Raw genomic sequence first — 16416 nt, 5'->3', positions numbered from 1 at the left:
CTCCTTGATGACGATGTGCTCCACCAGATTACGCAGCCATGCTAGGTCAATACAGATATAGGCTTTTCTATTTTCAAGATACAGATGGTATATGTTATACCTCTGTATGGTTGCTGGGCAGGGTATCTGTATTGTTTTTAAAACGTCTTCAAGAACGTTTTGAAGAGCGATTTTAAAAGCATTTCAAAGATAGAGGGCTGGAGTCATGACGCGCTACGAAGAAGTCGCTTGTATTTTGCGGGAGCGAATTGAGCACGGTATTTACCGCGTGGGCGATCGCCTGCCTTCTATTCGAGCGGTATGTCAGGAGCTTGATGTCAGTATCTCGACGGCTCAGGAAGCCTATCGGCAACTGATGGATGTGTCGCTGATCGAATCACGGCCGAAATCGGGCTACTTTGTACTTCCAAGCAGAGTGCCTGCGGTGCTGCCTTCTGTCTCTCGTCCTGCGCAGTGCCCGCTGGATGTCTCCCAATGGGATCAAGTATTAGAGCTGGTCGCTACCGAGCGTGACGATAGTCGGCTGCTGCTTGGGCGCGGTGTGCCGAACCTGGCTTATGAAACGCTTAAGCCGCTGTCGAAAACACTGGCGGGACTGCACCGTAAGAACGATCTGAATGGCTTTAACTACGACAAACTGAGTGGTAGCCCCGAGCTGCGTCAGCAGGTAGCGCGGCTGGCCATTGCCTCCGGCTGTTTGCTGCACCCGGATGACATCATGATCACCACCGGCTGCCAGGAAGCATTGTCGATAGCGCTGCGCACCCTTACTCAGCCTGGCGACGTGGTGGCCGTGGACTCGCCTAGCTTTTACGGCACCATGCAGATCCTAAAAGCCAATGGTCTAAAAGCGTTGGAGATTCCTACTGATCCGCAAACGGGCATTAGTTTGGAAGCGTTGGAAATGGCGCTGGAGCAGTGGCCGATCCGTGCCATCCAGGTCACTCCGACGTATAACAATCCGCTGGGCTACACCATGAGCGAGGCGCGCAAACAGGCGCTGTTTCAACTCGCCCAACGCTTCGACGTGGCCATCATTGAAGACGATATCTACGGTGATCTCTCCTATACCCACCCAAGGCCGTTGACGGTGAAGTCTTTCGATGACGATGGGCGGGTGCTGTTATGCAGTGGCTTTTCGAAAACAGTGGGGCCAGGACTACGAGTGGGTTGGCTAGCGCCGGGGTGTTATCGAGATAAGGCGCTGCATATGAAGTATGTCTCTACCGGTGCCTCGGCCACATTGCCGCAGTTGGCGGTGGCGGAGTTTGTCGCCAAAGGCCACTACGAGCGTCACCTTCGCTATGTTACCCGCCAATATCAGCGCCAACGGGACATCATGATCAACTGGGTGCAGCGCTATTTTCCAGAAGGCGCGGGCATCAGTTATCCACAAGGCAGTTTTTTGCTATGGGTGGAGTTACCTGCCGCCGTGGACTGCGTACGCCTTAATGAACGCTTAGCCAAGCGCGCCATCCATGTGGCTCCTGGCTCGCTATTTTCAGCCTCGGGCAAGTTTCGCCAGTGTTTGCGACTTAACTACGCATTTACGCTAACACCGGCCATTGAAGATGCCGTGCGCACCGTGGGAGAGCTTGCCACCGAGATGGTGGAGGAGGCACAGCGGTATGAGGTATCGCTAAGTTAAAACGCTTCTTGAACGGTACGCCATACGCACATACCAATGAAGTAAACGGATGCAATGCCCCACCCCCATAGTGCCCAAGCGGCATGTTCGGGGCTTGAGAGCACCAGTGACGTTGTACAGGCGCACCATAATAGCGTGACGGCGATATTGAGTGGCATGAACTGACGAACACGAAACGGATGCAGGAACTTCATCTTGGTCACGGTAAGAATGGCGAGAAAAACGATAGATGCAAAGGTGATGAAGGGCGGTAAATCGAGAATATAAAAATAGGCCGCAGCAATGTTCCAGGCAGCAGGAAAGCCAACAAAGTAATTATCCTGGCTTTTCATATTAGTGTTGCAGAAACAGAACATCGATGACAGCAGAATGATAAACACTGACAGCAATTCGAAATTGGGCGGTAACTCGATAAAGAAGTAAATGAACAGAGCGGGAATAAATGCCCAGGTTAGATAATCGATGACCATATCAAGCGTCGAGCCATCGAAGTGGGGCAGGATGGTTTTTACTTCATACTTACGCGCCAGAGTGCCATCGAAACCATCGACCATCATCGCCGCGCCAAGCCATAGTAAGCAGGCGACTGGATTGTTGTCGATCAGCGAGAGCAGCGCCATTGTGCCGAGCAGTACGCCGCTGGCCGTGAATATATGCACGCTCCAAGCTTTCCATATCGAAGCGCGGGATTCTGTGTGAGAAGAGAGCGTTTGGACCACGTTGACCCCATTGGGAACGTGATGTCCCCTTGCTGTTCGGTGTATAGATGAGTGTGTAAAAATCATACCCTACTACAAGACGGCACCCAGCGAATACGTAGGCCGGCCATCTGGGCATGGCACGTTTGTGCAAAAAGTATAGTGTCTTGTGCCTCTGTTGCTATTTTGGTCGTTGAAATTGCTGCCTTGCCTGTTCGACTTGCTCTCGAGTGATGCACGTCAGCGAGTGATCATTGAGTAGCCCCATGGCCTGCATAAACGCAAATGCAGTGGTTGGACCAACGAATTTCCAGCCGCGCTTTTTCAAATCTTTAGCAAGTGCGATGGATTCAGGCGAGGTGGTCTGAGTTTGTGGTGCGGCAAGTGAATCGAGGGTTGGCTCGAAACGCCAGAAATATGCGGCCAGTGAGCCTTCCTGGTTGACCATTTCCAGCGCCCGCTGAGCATTATTAATCACCGCCTCGATTTTGCCACGATGGCGAATAATGCCGGCGTCTTGCAGCAAGCGCTGCACATCCTCTTCGCCAAAGCGGGCAACGTGATGGAAGTCGAAATGATGGAAGGCAGCGCGAAAGTTCTCGCGTTTGTTGAGAATGGTGCGCCAACTTAAGCCTGACTGAAAACTTTCCAGGCAGAGCTTTTCGAATAACCGCTGGTCGTCAACCACCGGAAACCCCCACTCGTTGTCATGGTAGGGCAGAAATTCGGGGGCACCGCCACACCACTGGCAGCGTGGAAGATTATCTGGGGCAATAAAGTCAGGCATAGCAGTATCTCATTTCGTAGTACTTCTACTGTATTCCATTGGCGATACGTTGTTTACTGAATGTTTGATAGATCCGTGATGGAAAGATCCGTGATGGGAAGTAGCCAGTCCACTACGTAATACGTTCAGGAGGTAGCACTATGACCAAGATTCGCGCAGCGACCATTCATGATCTTGATGCTTTAACCGAGCTATTAGACGGCTATCGGCAGTTCTATAGTCAGCCGAGTGATATCGGTGCGGCGCGGGACTTCTTGCGTCAGCGCTTTGGGCAGGCTGACTCGCGTATCTTAGTTAGTGAAAATAGCGACGCTAACCTCACTGGTTTCGTGCAGCTTTATCCTGGAGTTTCCACGGTGGGCTTGAATGCGCGTTGGACGCTAAATGATCTTTTTGTGTTGCCGGAGTGTCGTGATAAGGGGACGGGAAGGGCGTTAATGGAAGCCGCTACCCAACTGGCTCGCGAGCATGGTGTCGCGCGCTTAATCCTTATGACGCAGGTAGAGAATGAGCGCGCCCAGCACCTTTATGAGTCCTTGGACTGGCAGCGCAACACGGCGTTTTACGGCTATTTGCTGGATATCAAATAACGGCAATGGTGACTAAGGAGCCGTCATTTCAAGCCCGGCGTTTAGCCGGGCTCAAACAGCTCAGGTTTTAACTGCACTATAGATTTACGCGTTGCTTAGCTTGCGCGCTCGATGCAGGTTCTCCATCGTATTCAGACACGCCTGGGCGGCTTCTTGCCCTTTGGTAACAAAGTGCTGGGTGTAGAAGTCGTGGTGAGTGCTGTGCTCATGGAAGTGGTGTGGTGTTAAGACGACCGAGATAATCGGTACTTGCGTATCTAACTGCACGCGCATTAAGCCATCAATGACCGCATGGGCGACAAAGTCGTGGCGATAAATGCCGCCGTCTACCACAAAGCCTGCCCCGACAATGGCGCCGTAGCGGCCACTCTCGGCGAGTACCTTTGCCTGGAGGGGGATTTCGTAAGCACCTGATACGGTGAAGATGTCCACTTGTTCGGCGCTAAGACCGCAGCGTTCTACTTCAGTGATAAATGCTTCATAGGCCTTCTCGACAATATCGTGATGCCAGTGGCCTTGAATAAACGCAATGCGCTGAGCCGTGGTGTGTGTTGAAAGCGTTAGCGGAAATGTCTGATTCATGGTCATTCTCTTGGATAAGTTGTACCAGAATCAGGGCACGCGGAACCGATCGTCAGGCAACCGCAAAAGGTGGCTGAAGCCACTTTTTAAGTTGCGTGTCTAAGGTACCGTTCTCTTTCATCCGGACTATCACCGTCGGCTTCGGCTTTTCACCGAATCTGCTGACCTCAAGAAATAAAAAACAACAGTCTTGAGCGCTCGCGGGCTTAGATGACAGAAGTTTATTCAGCCATCATCACCGCCGGTGGGGACTTTCACCCCGCCCTGAGAACTTTGCTGATTATCAGCCCGGCTATATTACGCTTTTTCTAAATACCAAGCCACGGGGGTGTCGTAATCTTTGCGGGGTCGCGCTGCATAATGATTTCACCGTGGCGAACGGAAAGTAGCACCTCGCCCTGAGTACGCAGCACGCTGTAGTCATCTTCACCCTCCAGCAGGTTGAAGCTGGCGGGTTTGCCGACCTCGATACCGTAACGCGCTTCAATATTGAGTGTGCGTGCGCTGTTGTCAGTGATAAGCGACAGCGCCTGGCTGAAATCCTGATAGCCCATCATTTGGCAGATATGCAAGCCAAAATCGAGCGTCCGCAACAGCTTACCGTTACCCAGTGAGTACCAGGGGTCGAAGATCGAATCCTCGGCAAAGCAGCTTGCCGCCTGCATCAATTTGCCCATCCCCTACCGTTTGTGGCGCGTTCTGGGGAGTGATTGCCGAGAAAATACCGTTCTCAATCTCAAGCCGGTAGAGCTCAGGGCGCTGGCGTAGCCGGGCGTTAATGATCTGCATGTGCATAGGTCAGCTCTCTCTCATCAAGTGAATGGAAATTTTCTAGTGATGGGAGCAACCTGCATGCCAAGCTTATCTTCTCAAAGCGTTTAGAGTGCGCTCTCCACTAGCAATCCCCGCATTAACGTTTCGATCATGCTCTCGTACTCGTCTGCTAATGAGAATTGCTGCGGATCTTGTAGCCAATCAAAGCAAATGCCGATTAAAAAGCTATGGTACTGGCGCCGGGCGCTGGCGGGCGTGAGGTCAGCGCGCAGATGGCCGGCTTGCCGGGCATTCTCAAATAGCTGCTCAACCTGCATTTCAGCATGCTCGGACAGCCGAGTGATCATGCTGATACGTGGATGATCATCTTCCAGCTTTTCGCAGCGATGCAGCACGATGGTGGCGGCGCGCTGTAACGGAAGGTTATGGCAGATAGCGCCAAGCGCACTCAGGGCAATCTCTTGCAGGCATTTGGTGGGGGTGTGGCCCAGTCGCAGCACAGCATCATCGACAATTTCATCGAGCGGCACGCGAACACGCTCTAGCAGGGCATCGAATACCGCCGCTTTATCCTCAAAATGCCAGTAAATCGCACCTCGGGTAACGCCAGCCGCTGCGGCAATATGAGCCAATGTGGTGCGCGACACGCCTTGAGCGAGAAACTGAGTTTCTGCAGCATCAAGGATGGCCTCGCGGGTGCGTTCAGCCTCAGCTTTGCGGCGTGACATAGCGGCTCCTAACAAAAAAGTGCACTTATATTGGCATTACTGAATGGCAAAGTCGCCAGTAGGTGATTAGTATACACGCTCACTGACATTCATGGATGTCAGTGAAATTTTTATGTCTGTGTATTGATAACACCACCGAGGAGTCCGCTGTGCGTAACACTGTGATTCGATTGCTTCCAGCGCTGCTGGCCCTGCTGCTGGCAACAGGTGACGCTTATGCCGAAAGCCAGAATGAGCCTCCTCTTCGGCCGGTGAAACTGGTGACATTAGAAGCGTCTGGTGCCGCGCTGCAGCGACAATTTCCTGCGCGCGTTGAAGCCACTACACGCAGCAATCTATCGTTTCGCATGGCGGGTGAGCTGTTAGAGATTAACGTGACTCCCGGTCAGCGGGTAACGGAAGGCACCCTCATCGCGCGTATTGATGATCGTAATATGCGCAGTGAATTGGATAGCGCCCGTTCACGGTTAGAACTGGCACGGGCCACTCACGAACGCATGCGCTATACCCTAGAGCGTGGAGCGATTAGCCAAGCACGGTTTGATGAATCAGAGGCGGAGTTGCGTGCCGCTCGGGCGACCTTTGAACAGGCCGAAGAGCAACTGGAAAATACCCAATTGCGCGCACCTTACGATGGTGTGATTGCCCAGGTGCCGGTAGATAATCGGCAGATTGTCCAGGTGCAGGAAACCGTGGCGGTGATTCAGCAGCCAGGGCAGCTTGATGTGATCTTTCATTTACCGCAGCAAATCGTTCAGCAGATACCGCGCAACGATGAGGTGACCCCGTTTGAAATGGCGATGGCCTTTGAAGTGCGGTTTGGCAATAGCGAAAAACCTTACCTTGCGCAGCTGGCGTCTTATACCACCCAGGCCAGCGCCCAAAGCTTGGCTTATGAGGTAACGCTTCGGCTACCGCAGCCCGACGATATCACGCTGCTTGATGGCATGAGCGCCACCGTGCGGCTTGATTTAGGCCAACTGTTACCAGCGTCTGAAAGTCTTGTTTGGCATTTGCCGCCTAACGCCATTAGCTATCAAGGTGAGAACTCGGAGCAGGCGGTGGTGTGGCGTTTTCAGGCGCCGGATCGTTTAGAGGCGGTACCGGTCGAGGTGGGGCGTTTAACTTCTAAGGGGTTAGAGGTGAGTGGCGAACTAGCCGCGAATGATCGTGTAGTGGCAGCGGGAGCCCATCGTGTCAGCGCTGATATGCGTGTAACACCATGGGAAAAGGAACAGGGGCTATAAGATGGTTGATTACTTCTTACGCCACCGGGCCGCTAGTTATTTAATGACCGTGGTGCTGCTCTTCGGCGGGGCGCTCGCTTTCACTGGCATGGGGCAGCTTGAGTTTCCTGAATTTACCATTCGTAATGCGCTAGTCACCACCCAGTATCCTGGCGCTACGCCAGAAGAAGTGGAGCAGGAAGTCACCTCGACGCTAGAAGAAGCCATTCAAGAAATGCCCGCGATTAAACGCATCAGCTCGGTGAGTTCTAACGGGTTTTCTCAAATCACCATCGAGCTGCAAAGCACGGTGCAAAACGATGAGCTTCAGCAGCTGTGGGATTCGTTACGCCGTAAAGTTGGCGATGCGCAGGCCGCCTTGCCGCCAGGTGCTAGCCAGTCACGAGTTAACGATGACTTTGGCGATGTGTTCGGCTTGATGATTAACCTGACCGGTGATGGCTATGCCATGCCCGATTTGAAAAGCCAGGCCGAGTTTCTTAAGCGTGAACTCGCCTTGGTCGACGGCGTTGAAAAGGTGTCTCTGGCGGGAGTAAGAGAGGAGCGCATTTTCATTGAAGTTGACCGAGAGCGGCTACGTGCGCTGAACATTCCGCTAAGTTCACTCCAACAATTGCTTAATACGCAAAATGCCGTAGTGGACTCGGGTCACTTGAAACAGGGGGGGCAGCGTTTCCGAGTAACGCCTTCGGGTAGTTCCGCCGATATTGATGATTTACGCGCGTTAATCGTTAGTGAAGGTAACGGCGAGCTGGTAAGGCTGAGCGATATCGCAGAGGTTTCCCGTGGCTTGACCGAGCAACCGCAGCAGCTTTACCGCGACATGGGGCGACCGGCTATTTCCCTGGGCATCTCGTTTGAAAGCGGCGTCAACGTGGTCGAAGTAGGCGCCCGGCTTGAACAGCGGCTTGAAGAACTGGAAGCACGCACCCCGTTGGGTATGGAACTCAACGTGGTCTATGACCAGCCGAGCGTGGTGGATGAGGCGGTATCCGGTTTCTTAATCAGCCTGATCCAGGCGGTAGCCATTGTCATTGTGGTGCTCATGCTGTTTATGGGCTGGCGCAGCGGCCTACTAATGGGCTTTATTCTGCTGATTACCATTATTGGCACCTTTATGCTGATGCGCATTCACGGTCTGCAATTGGAAAAAATCTCGCTGGGGGCACTGATTATAGCCCTGGGGATGCTGGTCGATAACGCCATTGTGGTCACTGAAGGCATGCTGGTGGGCCTAAAGCGTGGCCAGAGTATTCGTGAGTCGGCGCATCAGGTGGTTAAACAAAATGCCTGGCCGCTGCTAGCAGCCACGCTGATCGCAGTTGCCGCGTTTGCTCCAATTGGGTTGTCGCCAGATACCACCGGTGAATTTATCGGCTCGCTGTTCTATGTGTTGCTGTATTCACTGCTGCTAAGTTGGCTGACAGCGCTGACGCTCACGCCTTTCTATTTCAAACTGCTGTTTCGCAATGTGGCGCCTAGCAGCACAGATGAAGATCCTTACAAAGGGATGGTGTACCGTTTGTTTAGCCGCGTGATTGTGGCGGGTATCCGGCTGCGTTGGCTAACACTTGGTCTGGTGATGGTCATACTGGCAGGTGCGGTTGTCGGTTTTGGTTCCGTCAAAAATGCCTTTTTCCCTGCCTCAAATACGCCCATCTTCTTTGTTGATTACCGCACGCCGGAAGGCACCGATATTCTGGAAACCGAGCGGCGGGTTGCAGAGCTGGAAGAGGTGGTTATGGAAATGGAGGGTGTCCGCCATCTCACCACCGTGGTAGGCGGCGGTGCCCAGCGCTTTACTCTGACCTATGCGCCGGAAGACCGCTATGCCAGCTATTCTCAGCTAATTGTCGAAACCGATGACAAAGCTATACAGCAAGCGCGCATGGCGGATATCGAAGCCGTACTTGAACGCGATCACAGCGATATCGACTATAAAATTGCCCCGCTGGAAGTTGGCCCTGCCCCGAAAGCCAAGATCGAAGCCAGGCTTTACGGCAGCGACCCCGCTGTATTACGCCAGCTAGGTGATCAAGTCGCAGCACTGTTTAGTGATACGTCTAATATGGTCAGTGTCCGCACCAACTGGCGTAACCGTGTTCAGGCCGTGGTGCCAATTTTTGCCGAAGACACAGCGCGACGGCTGGGCGTTACGCGCGAGAATCTGGCAGCCACACTGGCGCTGAGTACGAGTGGTAGTCAGGTGGGCATCTACCGTGACGGCAGCGACTTGATTCCGATTGTCGCCAGAGCGATACCAGAGCAGCGCAACGATATCGATAATGTCGGGTCGCTTAACGTATGGAGCGCCGAGCAGGGGCGCTACATCACTGCGGATCAAGTGATGCGCGATGTGACGACCCAGGTAGCAGATCCACTAATTATGCGCCGTGACCGAGAGCGTATGCTGGCGGTGTATGGCGAACCCGACCCGCTAAGCGGAGTGACGGCGGCTAGCGTATTGGCTCAAGTCCGACCTCAAGTAGAGGCGCTAGAATTGCCACCCGGTTATCGGCTTGAGTGGGGCGGTGAATTTGAGACCGCCGGTGAAGCCCAGAGCGGCCTATTTGCATCGTTGCCACTTGGGTTGGTGATGATGTTTATTATCACGGTGGTGTTGTTTAATAACTTCCGTCAGCCGCTGGCGATCTGGTTTTTGGTGCCGTTGACCATTGTCGGCGTAGTGGCCGCGTTACTGCTAACCGGGTTGCCTTTCTCGTTTATGGCGCTGCTGGGCACGCTGAGTTTGATTGGGATGGTGATTAAAAATGCCATTGTTCTGGTGGAAGAAATCAATGTTCAACTGCCACTACACAAAGATCGCTATCACGCCGTGGTGCGCGCCGCCATTAGCCGCGTGCGACCAGTTTCAATGGCTGCGCTAACCACCATGCTGGGGCTGATACCGCTGATTAGTGATGCATTCTTCGCCAGCATGGCGGTCGCGCTGATTGGTGGTCTCGGTGTTGCCACGCTACTCACCCTTATCGTGCTACCGGTGATCTATTGCGTGCTTTACCAGATCAAGATTCATGAGGATTCATCGAGCACTTAATTCAGCGCAGCAGCGACCTCTTCAACTTGTAGCGCTAAGCTTTGTAGGCCGCCACCGGAGAGGTACCAAAGTGCCGGGGTTAGCATCACTAGCTGGGGGGTAGTACCTGCCTCGGCTAGTGCTTGGCGCAGTTGGTCGGCATCCGCAGGTTCATCGCCAATGGCGGCGCTGCGATCAATGACCAGCACGACGTCTGGTTTGATGTCGGCAATGGCATCAGCAGAAAGCGGTGTAAATGTGCGTTCACCACGGGTTTCTGAGGTCACACTCTCCGGCATGTTGAGCGCTTCCACGCCTAACACATCGTGAACGACGGGATGTTGGTTAAGCATCAGGTTGCCGCCGTTGTGAGTGACGACCAGTGTCCTGGGGGCATTGCTGAGTGCTTCGCGTAGCGCGTCAATGTCTGTATGGAGCGTTGCAAGTGCCTCGTCAGCTTCACTTTCCGCCCCTAATTGGCTGGCTAGCTCACGCACGTTGTCGTCAAAAGCGGCGAGATAGTTATCGCCTTGCAAACTGGTGTTAAGTAGCGGGGCAATATCACCAAGCGCTTCTTCCCAATCGCCCTGGCGGCCAGTGTAAAGAATCAGGCTAGGTTCGCTAGCGCTGATGGCCTCCATGTCCGGTGAGCGTAGGCCACCAATATCGCTATAACGGTCGCTAGCGTATTGCTCTAGGTAGGCGGGCAGACTCTGCTTGGGGACGCCAACCACCTGCTCGCTTAAGCCCAGCGCATCTAACGTATCTAGACTGCCTAAGTCGAAGGTGGCGAGGCGCTGTTCGGCATGAGCGTTTACGCTGATGGCTGAAAACAGTACGGCTGTGGCGAATGTAGGAACGAATTTAGTGGCAAAAGAGGTAGGCTTCATCGTAGCTCCTTTTATGAGAAAGTGTTTTATATGCGATGTTTTCTCATATTCTCAAAAGAAGAGGCGCTATGTCGCCTTTTTATAGCGGAACAAGCTGTTGCGCAAAGCGTGACCGCCCTCACAGAGGAGGGCGGTGCTATAAACTCGTTATATATAAACGTCGTTAATAATCAAAGCTCGGCTAAGCGCCGAGCTTTGATTATTTTGTGCTTGGCATAACCAGGTGAGCTATTTTGCGCCTTTCACAAATCCTAAAAATGCATCGACCACCCGGTTGGGTCGGCGATCATGGCGAGTGATTAGAACAAACGGAATCTGATAACGCTGGGTACCCGGCTGAATGGCGCGCATCTTATTGGCATTAACCCATTGGGCAGCAACATGTTCTGGAAGAAAACCGATAAACCGTCCAGTGAGAATCAAAAACGCAGCGCCCTCCCGATCAGAGGCAGACGCTTGTAAATTTAACGCATCATGTGCTTTACGCGCATCGCTAGGGAGTGGGTAGCGAGGTGTTATCGCTGGATAAGCGGCGATCTGTTCAGCTGTGAATGCTTCATCAGTTTCATCAAACAAGGGGTGGCCAACTGCGCAGTAAAGAAACGAAGGCTCCTCATACAACAGCTGTGTTTCCAAGCTGGAGGGTAAGTTAACCGCAGGCACTACGCCGACATGCAAATGGCCATCCATTACGCTTCGAATAACGGCATCCGAAGGTTCCATATGGATATTAACGGTGACTTCATGGTTTGGCGCTGTTAGCTCGGCGAGCGCATCAGTAACATGCATGGCGGGCAAGGTAACCAAGTTATCGGTGATGCCGATATTTAGTTCGCCCTTAATGGTATGATGCAATGCATTGACATCGCTTTTAAAGGCTTCGAGCGCGGTCAGTAGCGTCAAACCTGCTTGGTAAATTTCTTTGCCTTCTTCGGTTAAACTAAAGCCGCCTCGGCCACGTTGGCATAGTGAAAAGCCTAGCCTGCCTTCTAAATCATTCATGTGCTGGCTAATGGCTGAGCGACTGATGCCTAAAGCGGTTTCCGCAGCGGTGAAACCACCGCATTCCACTACCGTTTTAAAAATACGTACCAAGCGTACTTCGTAGTCACTCATTTGGCCTAACGATGCCATGGCAGCCTCTTATTAAGTAAAATAACGACTTTTATGAGCTTTTTTGCTGAAAATAGATATACATCAAAAACAAGCCGCGCCACTATTTAGCACCGCTTACGAGGAGCCGCTGTGGTCTATCTTTCACCGTTCTTTTTATACTGTATCAGGTGTGCTTCGGGATATCTGAATAAGGCCTACATATAATGCTGCTACCTCGCAGTGATCGGGTAACTAACAAAAGCCAAACAATGCCTGGCTTTCGGCGCCAAAAACAGCGCGTTATTACGCTCTATATTTTGTCGTTATGTATGATGATTGCGCTGTTTGGCTGGTTGCTCAAAGGCCAATATCACCAAGAAGTTAATGCGGCTGAATCCCGCGTGATTGCCCGTGCGAATGTGGTGTCAGAATGGGTGAAAGGCATGTTTGGGCAGAGCAGCCAAGGTTTGTTTAGTCTGGCCGAGCTGTTGGATGTTCAGCAAGCAAACGATTCGGAGTTGGATAGTTTAGGGGCGGAAAGTGCAACTGCCGTCCAGCGAGCGCTAGACAATCTTACCGAGTACGTGCCACTGATCGATAGTGTTAGTGTCTTAGACCCTCAGGGGCGCCTACGTCTAAGCAGTAACGATAATCGACATGTTGGGGAGGGGGTTGGCGACAGCGCTTTTTTCCGCACCTTTCAACAAGGTGGCCAAGACGAAATGATGACGCCGCTTATTTGGTCGGCAAGCAAGCAGCGTTTCTTTCTCTACCATGGCAGGCGTCTAGTGAATGACCAGGGTGATTTCGCTGGTGTGATTATGTCTCGCATCATGCCGCATATCCTCAATAGTGCGCTGCAGCAAATGCGACTGTACGACGGTGAGAGTATGGCACTGATAGATGAAAATCTAAAAGTGGTTGCTCGGCACCCGGCTCCCCATGAAGGAATGCTCATTGGTAGCCAACTTGATGCACCTGATACACAGCGCTGGCTAAATAGCGGTAATCTTGATCGGACATTAACCGCGATCTCGCCCCTTGACGGAAGTAAACGCTTATTTCACATGCAACGCATTAGTGACTATCCGGTATTTGTTGCAGTGGGCGTTGACCTTCATACGCTGATGACAGGATGGCGCCAGCGTTTGCTGGTGTTATTGTTGGTCGCTGGTTTGATTACGCTATTGGGAGCCTGGGGCGTTCGCCACTACCTAAACCGCCTCGCGTTAGCTTATCAACTACATGAGCGAATAAAAGAACGAGAGCTAGCAAGAGCCGAAGCGCAAGCGCGCGGGGCGCGTATGGATGCCCTAGTCCACTCGATCCAGGATTTGATTTTTGTATTTGATGTGGAAGGGCGCTTTAGCTATATCCATGCGGTTTCCCCTGAGCAGCTACTTATTAATAGCCAAGATGCACTGGGAAAGCACTTTTCACATGTCTTGCCGGTTCCCTTAGCCCGTGCATTTGCCGCCGTTTTTGAGCGAGTCCAGCAGTTTCATCAAGTAGAAAGATTTGAGTATCCGCTGACTATTGACGCAAAGCCACACCACTTTCATGCCACCGTGAGCCCGCTAATAAGTAGTGCTGGACAGTTTGAGGGAGTGTTATCGGTGAACCGTGATATTACCGAAGCGAAGCGCGCAGAAGTAGAGCTGCAGATTGCAGCGGCTGCTTTTCAAGCACATCTGGGCATCATAGTGGCGGATGCTCGGGGAAATATTTTAAAAGTTAATGAGACGTTTAAGCGTATAACCGGCTATAGCGATGCAGAGGTGATCGGTAAGAACCCACGTATGTTTAGCTCGGGCCACCATAATGCAGCGTTTTATCAGCGCTTGTGGAAGCGGGTGATGACCACAGGAAGTTGGGAAGGTGAAATCTGGAATCAGCGCAAAAATGGCGAGCTGTTCCCTGAGTGGCTGACGATCAGTGCTGTTTACGATGCAGACGGAGTGCTCACCAATTACGTTGCCACGATGAGTGATATCAGTGAGCGTAAAGCCGCTGAGCAAGAGATCCATCAGCTCGCGTTTTACGATCCATTAACGGGCTTCGCAAATCGACGCCTGTTTATGGACAGAATGGAGACAGCACTAAAAGAGCTAAACCGCCATCAGCGATGTGGGGCGTTGTTGGTGATTGATATTGACCGTTTCAACTATATTAACGATACCCTGGGGCATCTCGCTGGCGATCAGTTACTTCAGCGGGTTGCTCAGCGGTTTGGCCAAATGTTGCGCGATACCGATACGTTGGCTCGTCTGGGTAGTGATGAATTTGCAGTGCTTATTGAGGGCGTGGATGAAAGCCCACGCCGGACACGCCGCTTAGCAGAGCATATTGCCCAGAAACTTCTGGTGGCACTTGATGAGCCGATTAGCTTTTCTGAAGAGCAAGTCATGGTGACCGCATGCGTTGGGATTACGGTTGTGTCCGATAGCCAGCGAAGCGCCGAAGACTACCTTCAGCAGGTCGATATGGCCTTATTACAGGCGAAAGCGAGTGGGCGTCATGCCATACGCTTTTTTGATCCTTCGATGCAGGCTACGCTACTGGCACGGGTTAAGCTTGAAGCCGACTTGCGGCAGGCATTGGAGAGTCATCAATGGCGTCTCTATTACCAGCCTCAAGTTAATCGCTTTGGTCACTTTACTGGAGTTGAAGCACTGCTGCGCTGGCAGCACCCAGAGCGTGGCATGGTTTCACCTGGCGAGTTTATTCCGCTATTAGAGAGTACCGGGCTGATTAATGAGGTTGGTGAGTGGGTCATTGAAGATGCATGCCGTCAGCTAGCCTGTTGGGCAGCAACGCCACACCTGCGTGAACTGACGATTTCCGTGAATATCAGCCCACTGCAGTTTCGCGATAGCGATTTTTTATCTCGCTTGCAGCAGGTTTTTAAGCGGACAAAAGCACCGCTTGAGAGGCTAAAGCTCGAGGTTACCGAGTCGCTGTTTGTGGAAACGCGAGACGATGCCCGTGACAAAATGCTTAGCCTGAAAGCCCAAGGTGTGCGTTTTTCTCTGGATGATTTTGGCACTGGCTATTCATCGCTGGCCTATCTTGCGCAGTTGCCACTTGATCAGCTCAAGATCGATCAGTCGTTTGTCCATCAAGTGTTAGAAAGCAGCGCTAATGCGGCCATTGTGGAGAGTACGATTGCCCTGGCGAAAAGCTTAAATCTTGATGTCATTGCCGAAGGCGTCGAATCAGAGAGCCAGAAAGCGTGGTTGCTAGCTCATGGCTGCCAAGCTTTTCAAGGCTATTTATTTGGACGCCCTATGCCGATAGACGCTATCGAGAAAACGTTCTTAGCCCAACAGCGCTCCTGATGATTGCAGTTCTGTCAGTAAATTGGTGTGGGTATCAACGTCATTATCGGGGGTAATCACCTCAAGCCGCGAATCCTGCCGCCAAGCGCTATTGCCGAGACTAAGTGTTCCATCGGCTCGATTGAGCTGCTTCCAGCCCTGCTCGGTATGAAAGACGCCTTTTACTCGCGCAGATGAGGGAAACTCACCTAAGTGGGCGGCCAAACGATCAAGGTCAAAGCGTTCGCTGGGGTGCCAACGGAGGCCTGTGCTGGTGTATCCAAGGGAGCTAGCCGTCTTGTGCTGAGGTTGGCCCAGCGGAGGGGCTGCATCAAAAAAAGCGCCTTCCAGCGTGGGGGTTGTTATCATTTGACGATGCGTATCAGGAACAGTGGTATCTTTTTGGGCACTGGTCTGGCCGCTGTTCAACAGCAGCGATAGCGGCATCGTGCCATGCTCACTGCGATGAACCCACTTGCGTGGTGGCCAGAGTTCCGTCACAAACCGCTGCGCCTGCTCATGTTGTTCGCTACTAGCTTGCTCACCCATCGTAATGGCGATGGCATCGGCCATGGCCAACTGATCTTGAAAGGTCTCGTGTTCACGGACCCGAGATTCATCTAACCGGCGCGGATCTAGGGTGGCAATAATATCGTGAACGGCCACAACACCTTGAAAGGCTTCGCCGCGCAGCAAGTCGAGTAAGCCGGCTGGATGGCCAAGCCCCGAAGGCTCAATAATGACGCGGTCTGGTTTGTTGCGGGCGAGCAAATTGACCAGTGCAGCCTGCAGCACAAAGGCCAGCTGGCAGCATAGGCAGCCACCGGGGAGCCCTTTGACGACGACATCGTCGCGCTGTTCAAACATTGCTTGATCAATGCCAATTTGGCCAAACTCATTGACTAAAATGGCCCACTTCTCATCCACAGGCTTTTGCTCGATTAGGCTGTGGATAAGCGTGGTTTTACCGCTGCCGAGAAAGCCAGTAATGATATGCACGGGCACGCGAGTGGCTGACAACCT

The 16416-nt window shown here is 52.6% G+C and carries 13 protein-coding genes, 1 pseudogene and 1 riboswitch; of the genes and pseudogenes, 5 read left to right on the top strand and 9 right to left on the bottom strand.

Features of this window, described 5'->3' with window-relative positions; genetic code table 11:
• The first annotated feature begins 205 nt into the window (after positions 1-205).
• Complete coding sequence (locus tag J4377_RS16075) at positions 206-1648, top strand: PLP-dependent aminotransferase family protein (RefSeq protein WP_193067498.1); 1443 nt, start codon at positions 206-208, stop codon at positions 1646-1648.
• Here the strand turns inward: J4377_RS16075 and pcsA are convergent.
• Together pcsA and J4377_RS16065 are read right to left on the bottom strand one after the other, a co-directional pair.
• Positions 1645-2325 (bottom strand): phosphatidylcholine synthase, encoded by a 681-nt coding sequence (gene pcsA, locus J4377_RS16070; protein WP_370687206.1) that lies wholly within the window; start codon positions 2323-2325, stop codon positions 1645-1647. The genes J4377_RS16075 and pcsA overlap by 4 nt on opposite strands.
• 202 nt (positions 2326-2527) lie before the next feature.
• Positions 2528-3133, bottom strand: coding sequence for a DNA-3-methyladenine glycosylase I (locus J4377_RS16065; RefSeq protein ID WP_253486149.1), 606 nt, complete (start codon positions 3131-3133; stop codon positions 2528-2530).
• Positions 3134-3273: 140 nt separating this feature from the next.
• Here J4377_RS16065 and J4377_RS16060 point away from each other — a divergent pair, with 140 nt between their 5' ends.
• On the top strand, positions 3274-3723 hold the full coding sequence (locus tag J4377_RS16060) for a GNAT family N-acetyltransferase (protein ID WP_253486148.1): 450 nt from the start codon (positions 3274-3276) through the stop codon (positions 3721-3723).
• 84 nt (positions 3724-3807) lie between these two features.
• On the opposite strand, the gene J4377_RS16055 is transcribed toward J4377_RS16060, so the two are convergent.
• The 4 genes and pseudogenes from J4377_RS16055 to J4377_RS16040 all read right to left on the bottom strand — a co-directional run bounded on the left by J4377_RS16055 (position 3808) and on the right by J4377_RS16040 (position 5807).
• Positions 3808-4305: a 6,7-dimethyl-8-ribityllumazine synthase gene (locus tag J4377_RS16055; protein WP_253486147.1), complete on the bottom strand. Its 498-nt coding sequence runs from the start codon at positions 4303-4305 to the stop codon at positions 3808-3810.
• Between the two features lie 105 nt (positions 4306-4410).
• A riboswitch (FMN riboswitch) is annotated at positions 4411-4581 on the bottom strand.
• Between the two features lie 32 nt (positions 4582-4613).
• A pseudogene (locus tag J4377_RS16050) lies at positions 4614-4955 on the bottom strand (amidohydrolase family protein); the annotation flags it as partial.
• Complete coding sequence (locus J4377_RS16045; protein WP_253488169.1) at positions 4909-5100, bottom strand: hypothetical protein; 192 nt, start codon at positions 5098-5100, stop codon at positions 4909-4911. The pseudogene J4377_RS16050 and the gene J4377_RS16045, both read right to left, overlap by 47 nt.
• Before the next feature lie 83 nt (positions 5101-5183).
• On the bottom strand, positions 5184-5807 hold the full coding sequence (locus J4377_RS16040; protein ID WP_038478614.1) for a TetR family transcriptional regulator: 624 nt from the start codon (positions 5805-5807) through the stop codon (positions 5184-5186).
• A gap of 149 nt (positions 5808-5956) precedes the next feature.
• Here J4377_RS16040 and J4377_RS16035 point away from each other — a divergent pair, with 149 nt between their 5' ends.
• Together J4377_RS16035 and J4377_RS16030 are read left to right on the top strand one after the other, a co-directional pair.
• Positions 5957-7054: an efflux RND transporter periplasmic adaptor subunit gene (locus tag J4377_RS16035; protein ID WP_120387325.1), complete on the top strand. Its 1098-nt coding sequence runs from the start codon at positions 5957-5959 to the stop codon at positions 7052-7054.
• A gap of 1 nt (position 7055) precedes the next feature.
• Entirely contained in the window at positions 7056-10112 is a 3057-nt protein-coding gene (locus J4377_RS16030) for an efflux RND transporter permease subunit (RefSeq protein WP_253486146.1), read from the top strand.
• On the opposite strand, the gene J4377_RS16025 is transcribed toward J4377_RS16030, so the two are convergent.
• Entirely contained in the window at positions 10109-10981 is an 873-nt protein-coding gene (locus J4377_RS16025) for an ABC transporter substrate-binding protein (protein WP_253486145.1), read from the bottom strand. The genes J4377_RS16030 and J4377_RS16025 overlap by 4 nt on opposite strands.
• A gap of 228 nt (positions 10982-11209) precedes the next feature.
• Entirely contained in the window at positions 11210-12115 is a 906-nt protein-coding gene (locus tag J4377_RS16020) for a LysR family transcriptional regulator (RefSeq protein ID WP_253486144.1), read from the bottom strand.
• Positions 12116-12300: 185 nt separating this feature from the next.
• On the opposite strand from J4377_RS16020, the gene J4377_RS16015 reads away from it, so the two are divergent.
• Complete coding sequence (locus J4377_RS16015; RefSeq protein WP_253486143.1) at positions 12301-15414, top strand: EAL domain-containing protein; 3114 nt, start codon at positions 12301-12303, stop codon at positions 15412-15414.
• Here J4377_RS16015 and J4377_RS16010 read toward each other — a convergent pair.
• Positions 15394-16413: a GTP-binding protein gene (locus J4377_RS16010; protein WP_038478599.1), complete on the bottom strand. Its 1020-nt coding sequence runs from the start codon at positions 16411-16413 to the stop codon at positions 15394-15396. The two genes, J4377_RS16015 and J4377_RS16010, sit on opposite strands and share 21 nt — an antisense overlap.
• Between the last annotated feature and the right edge of the window lie 3 nt (positions 16414-16416).

It is taken from the genome of Halomonas sp. XH26 (assembly GCF_024138895.1).
Taxonomy (GTDB): domain Bacteria; phylum Pseudomonadota; class Gammaproteobacteria; order Pseudomonadales; family Halomonadaceae; genus Vreelandella; species Vreelandella alkaliphila.
This window is presented reverse-complemented; position numbering and strand designations above follow the sequence as displayed.

What these genes read in the sequence shown, in the direction of transcription:
- J4377_RS16025 (WP_253486145.1), bottom strand. Translation starts at nt 10,981, where the DNA reads ATGAAGCCTACCTCTTTTGCCACTAAATTCGTTCCTACATTCGCCACA.
- J4377_RS16030 (WP_253486146.1), top strand. Translation starts at nt 7,056, where the DNA reads ATGGTTGATTACTTCTTACGCCACCGGGCCGCTAGTTATTTAATGACC.
- J4377_RS16060 (WP_253486148.1), top strand. Translation starts at nt 3,274, where the DNA reads ATGACCAAGATTCGCGCAGCGACCATTCATGATCTTGATGCTTTAACC.
- J4377_RS16040 (WP_038478614.1), bottom strand. Translation starts at nt 5,807, where the DNA reads ATGTCACGCCGCAAAGCTGAGGCTGAACGCACCCGCGAGGCCATCCTT.
- J4377_RS16015 (WP_253486143.1), top strand. Translation starts at nt 12,301, where the DNA reads ATGCTGCTACCTCGCAGTGATCGGGTAACTAACAAAAGCCAAACAATG.
- J4377_RS16055 (WP_253486147.1), bottom strand. Translation starts at nt 4,305, where the DNA reads ATGAATCAGACATTTCCGCTAACGCTTTCAACACACACCACGGCTCAG.
- J4377_RS16065 (WP_253486149.1), bottom strand. Translation starts at nt 3,133, where the DNA reads ATGCCTGACTTTATTGCCCCAGATAATCTTCCACGCTGCCAGTGGTGT.
- J4377_RS16075 (WP_193067498.1), top strand. Translation starts at nt 206, where the DNA reads ATGACGCGCTACGAAGAAGTCGCTTGTATTTTGCGGGAGCGAATTGAG.
- J4377_RS16045 (WP_253488169.1), bottom strand. Translation starts at nt 5,100, where the DNA reads ATGCACATGCAGATCATTAACGCCCGGCTACGCCAGCGCCCTGAGCTC.
- J4377_RS16020 (WP_253486144.1), bottom strand. Translation starts at nt 12,115, where the DNA reads ATGGCATCGTTAGGCCAAATGAGTGACTACGAAGTACGCTTGGTACGT.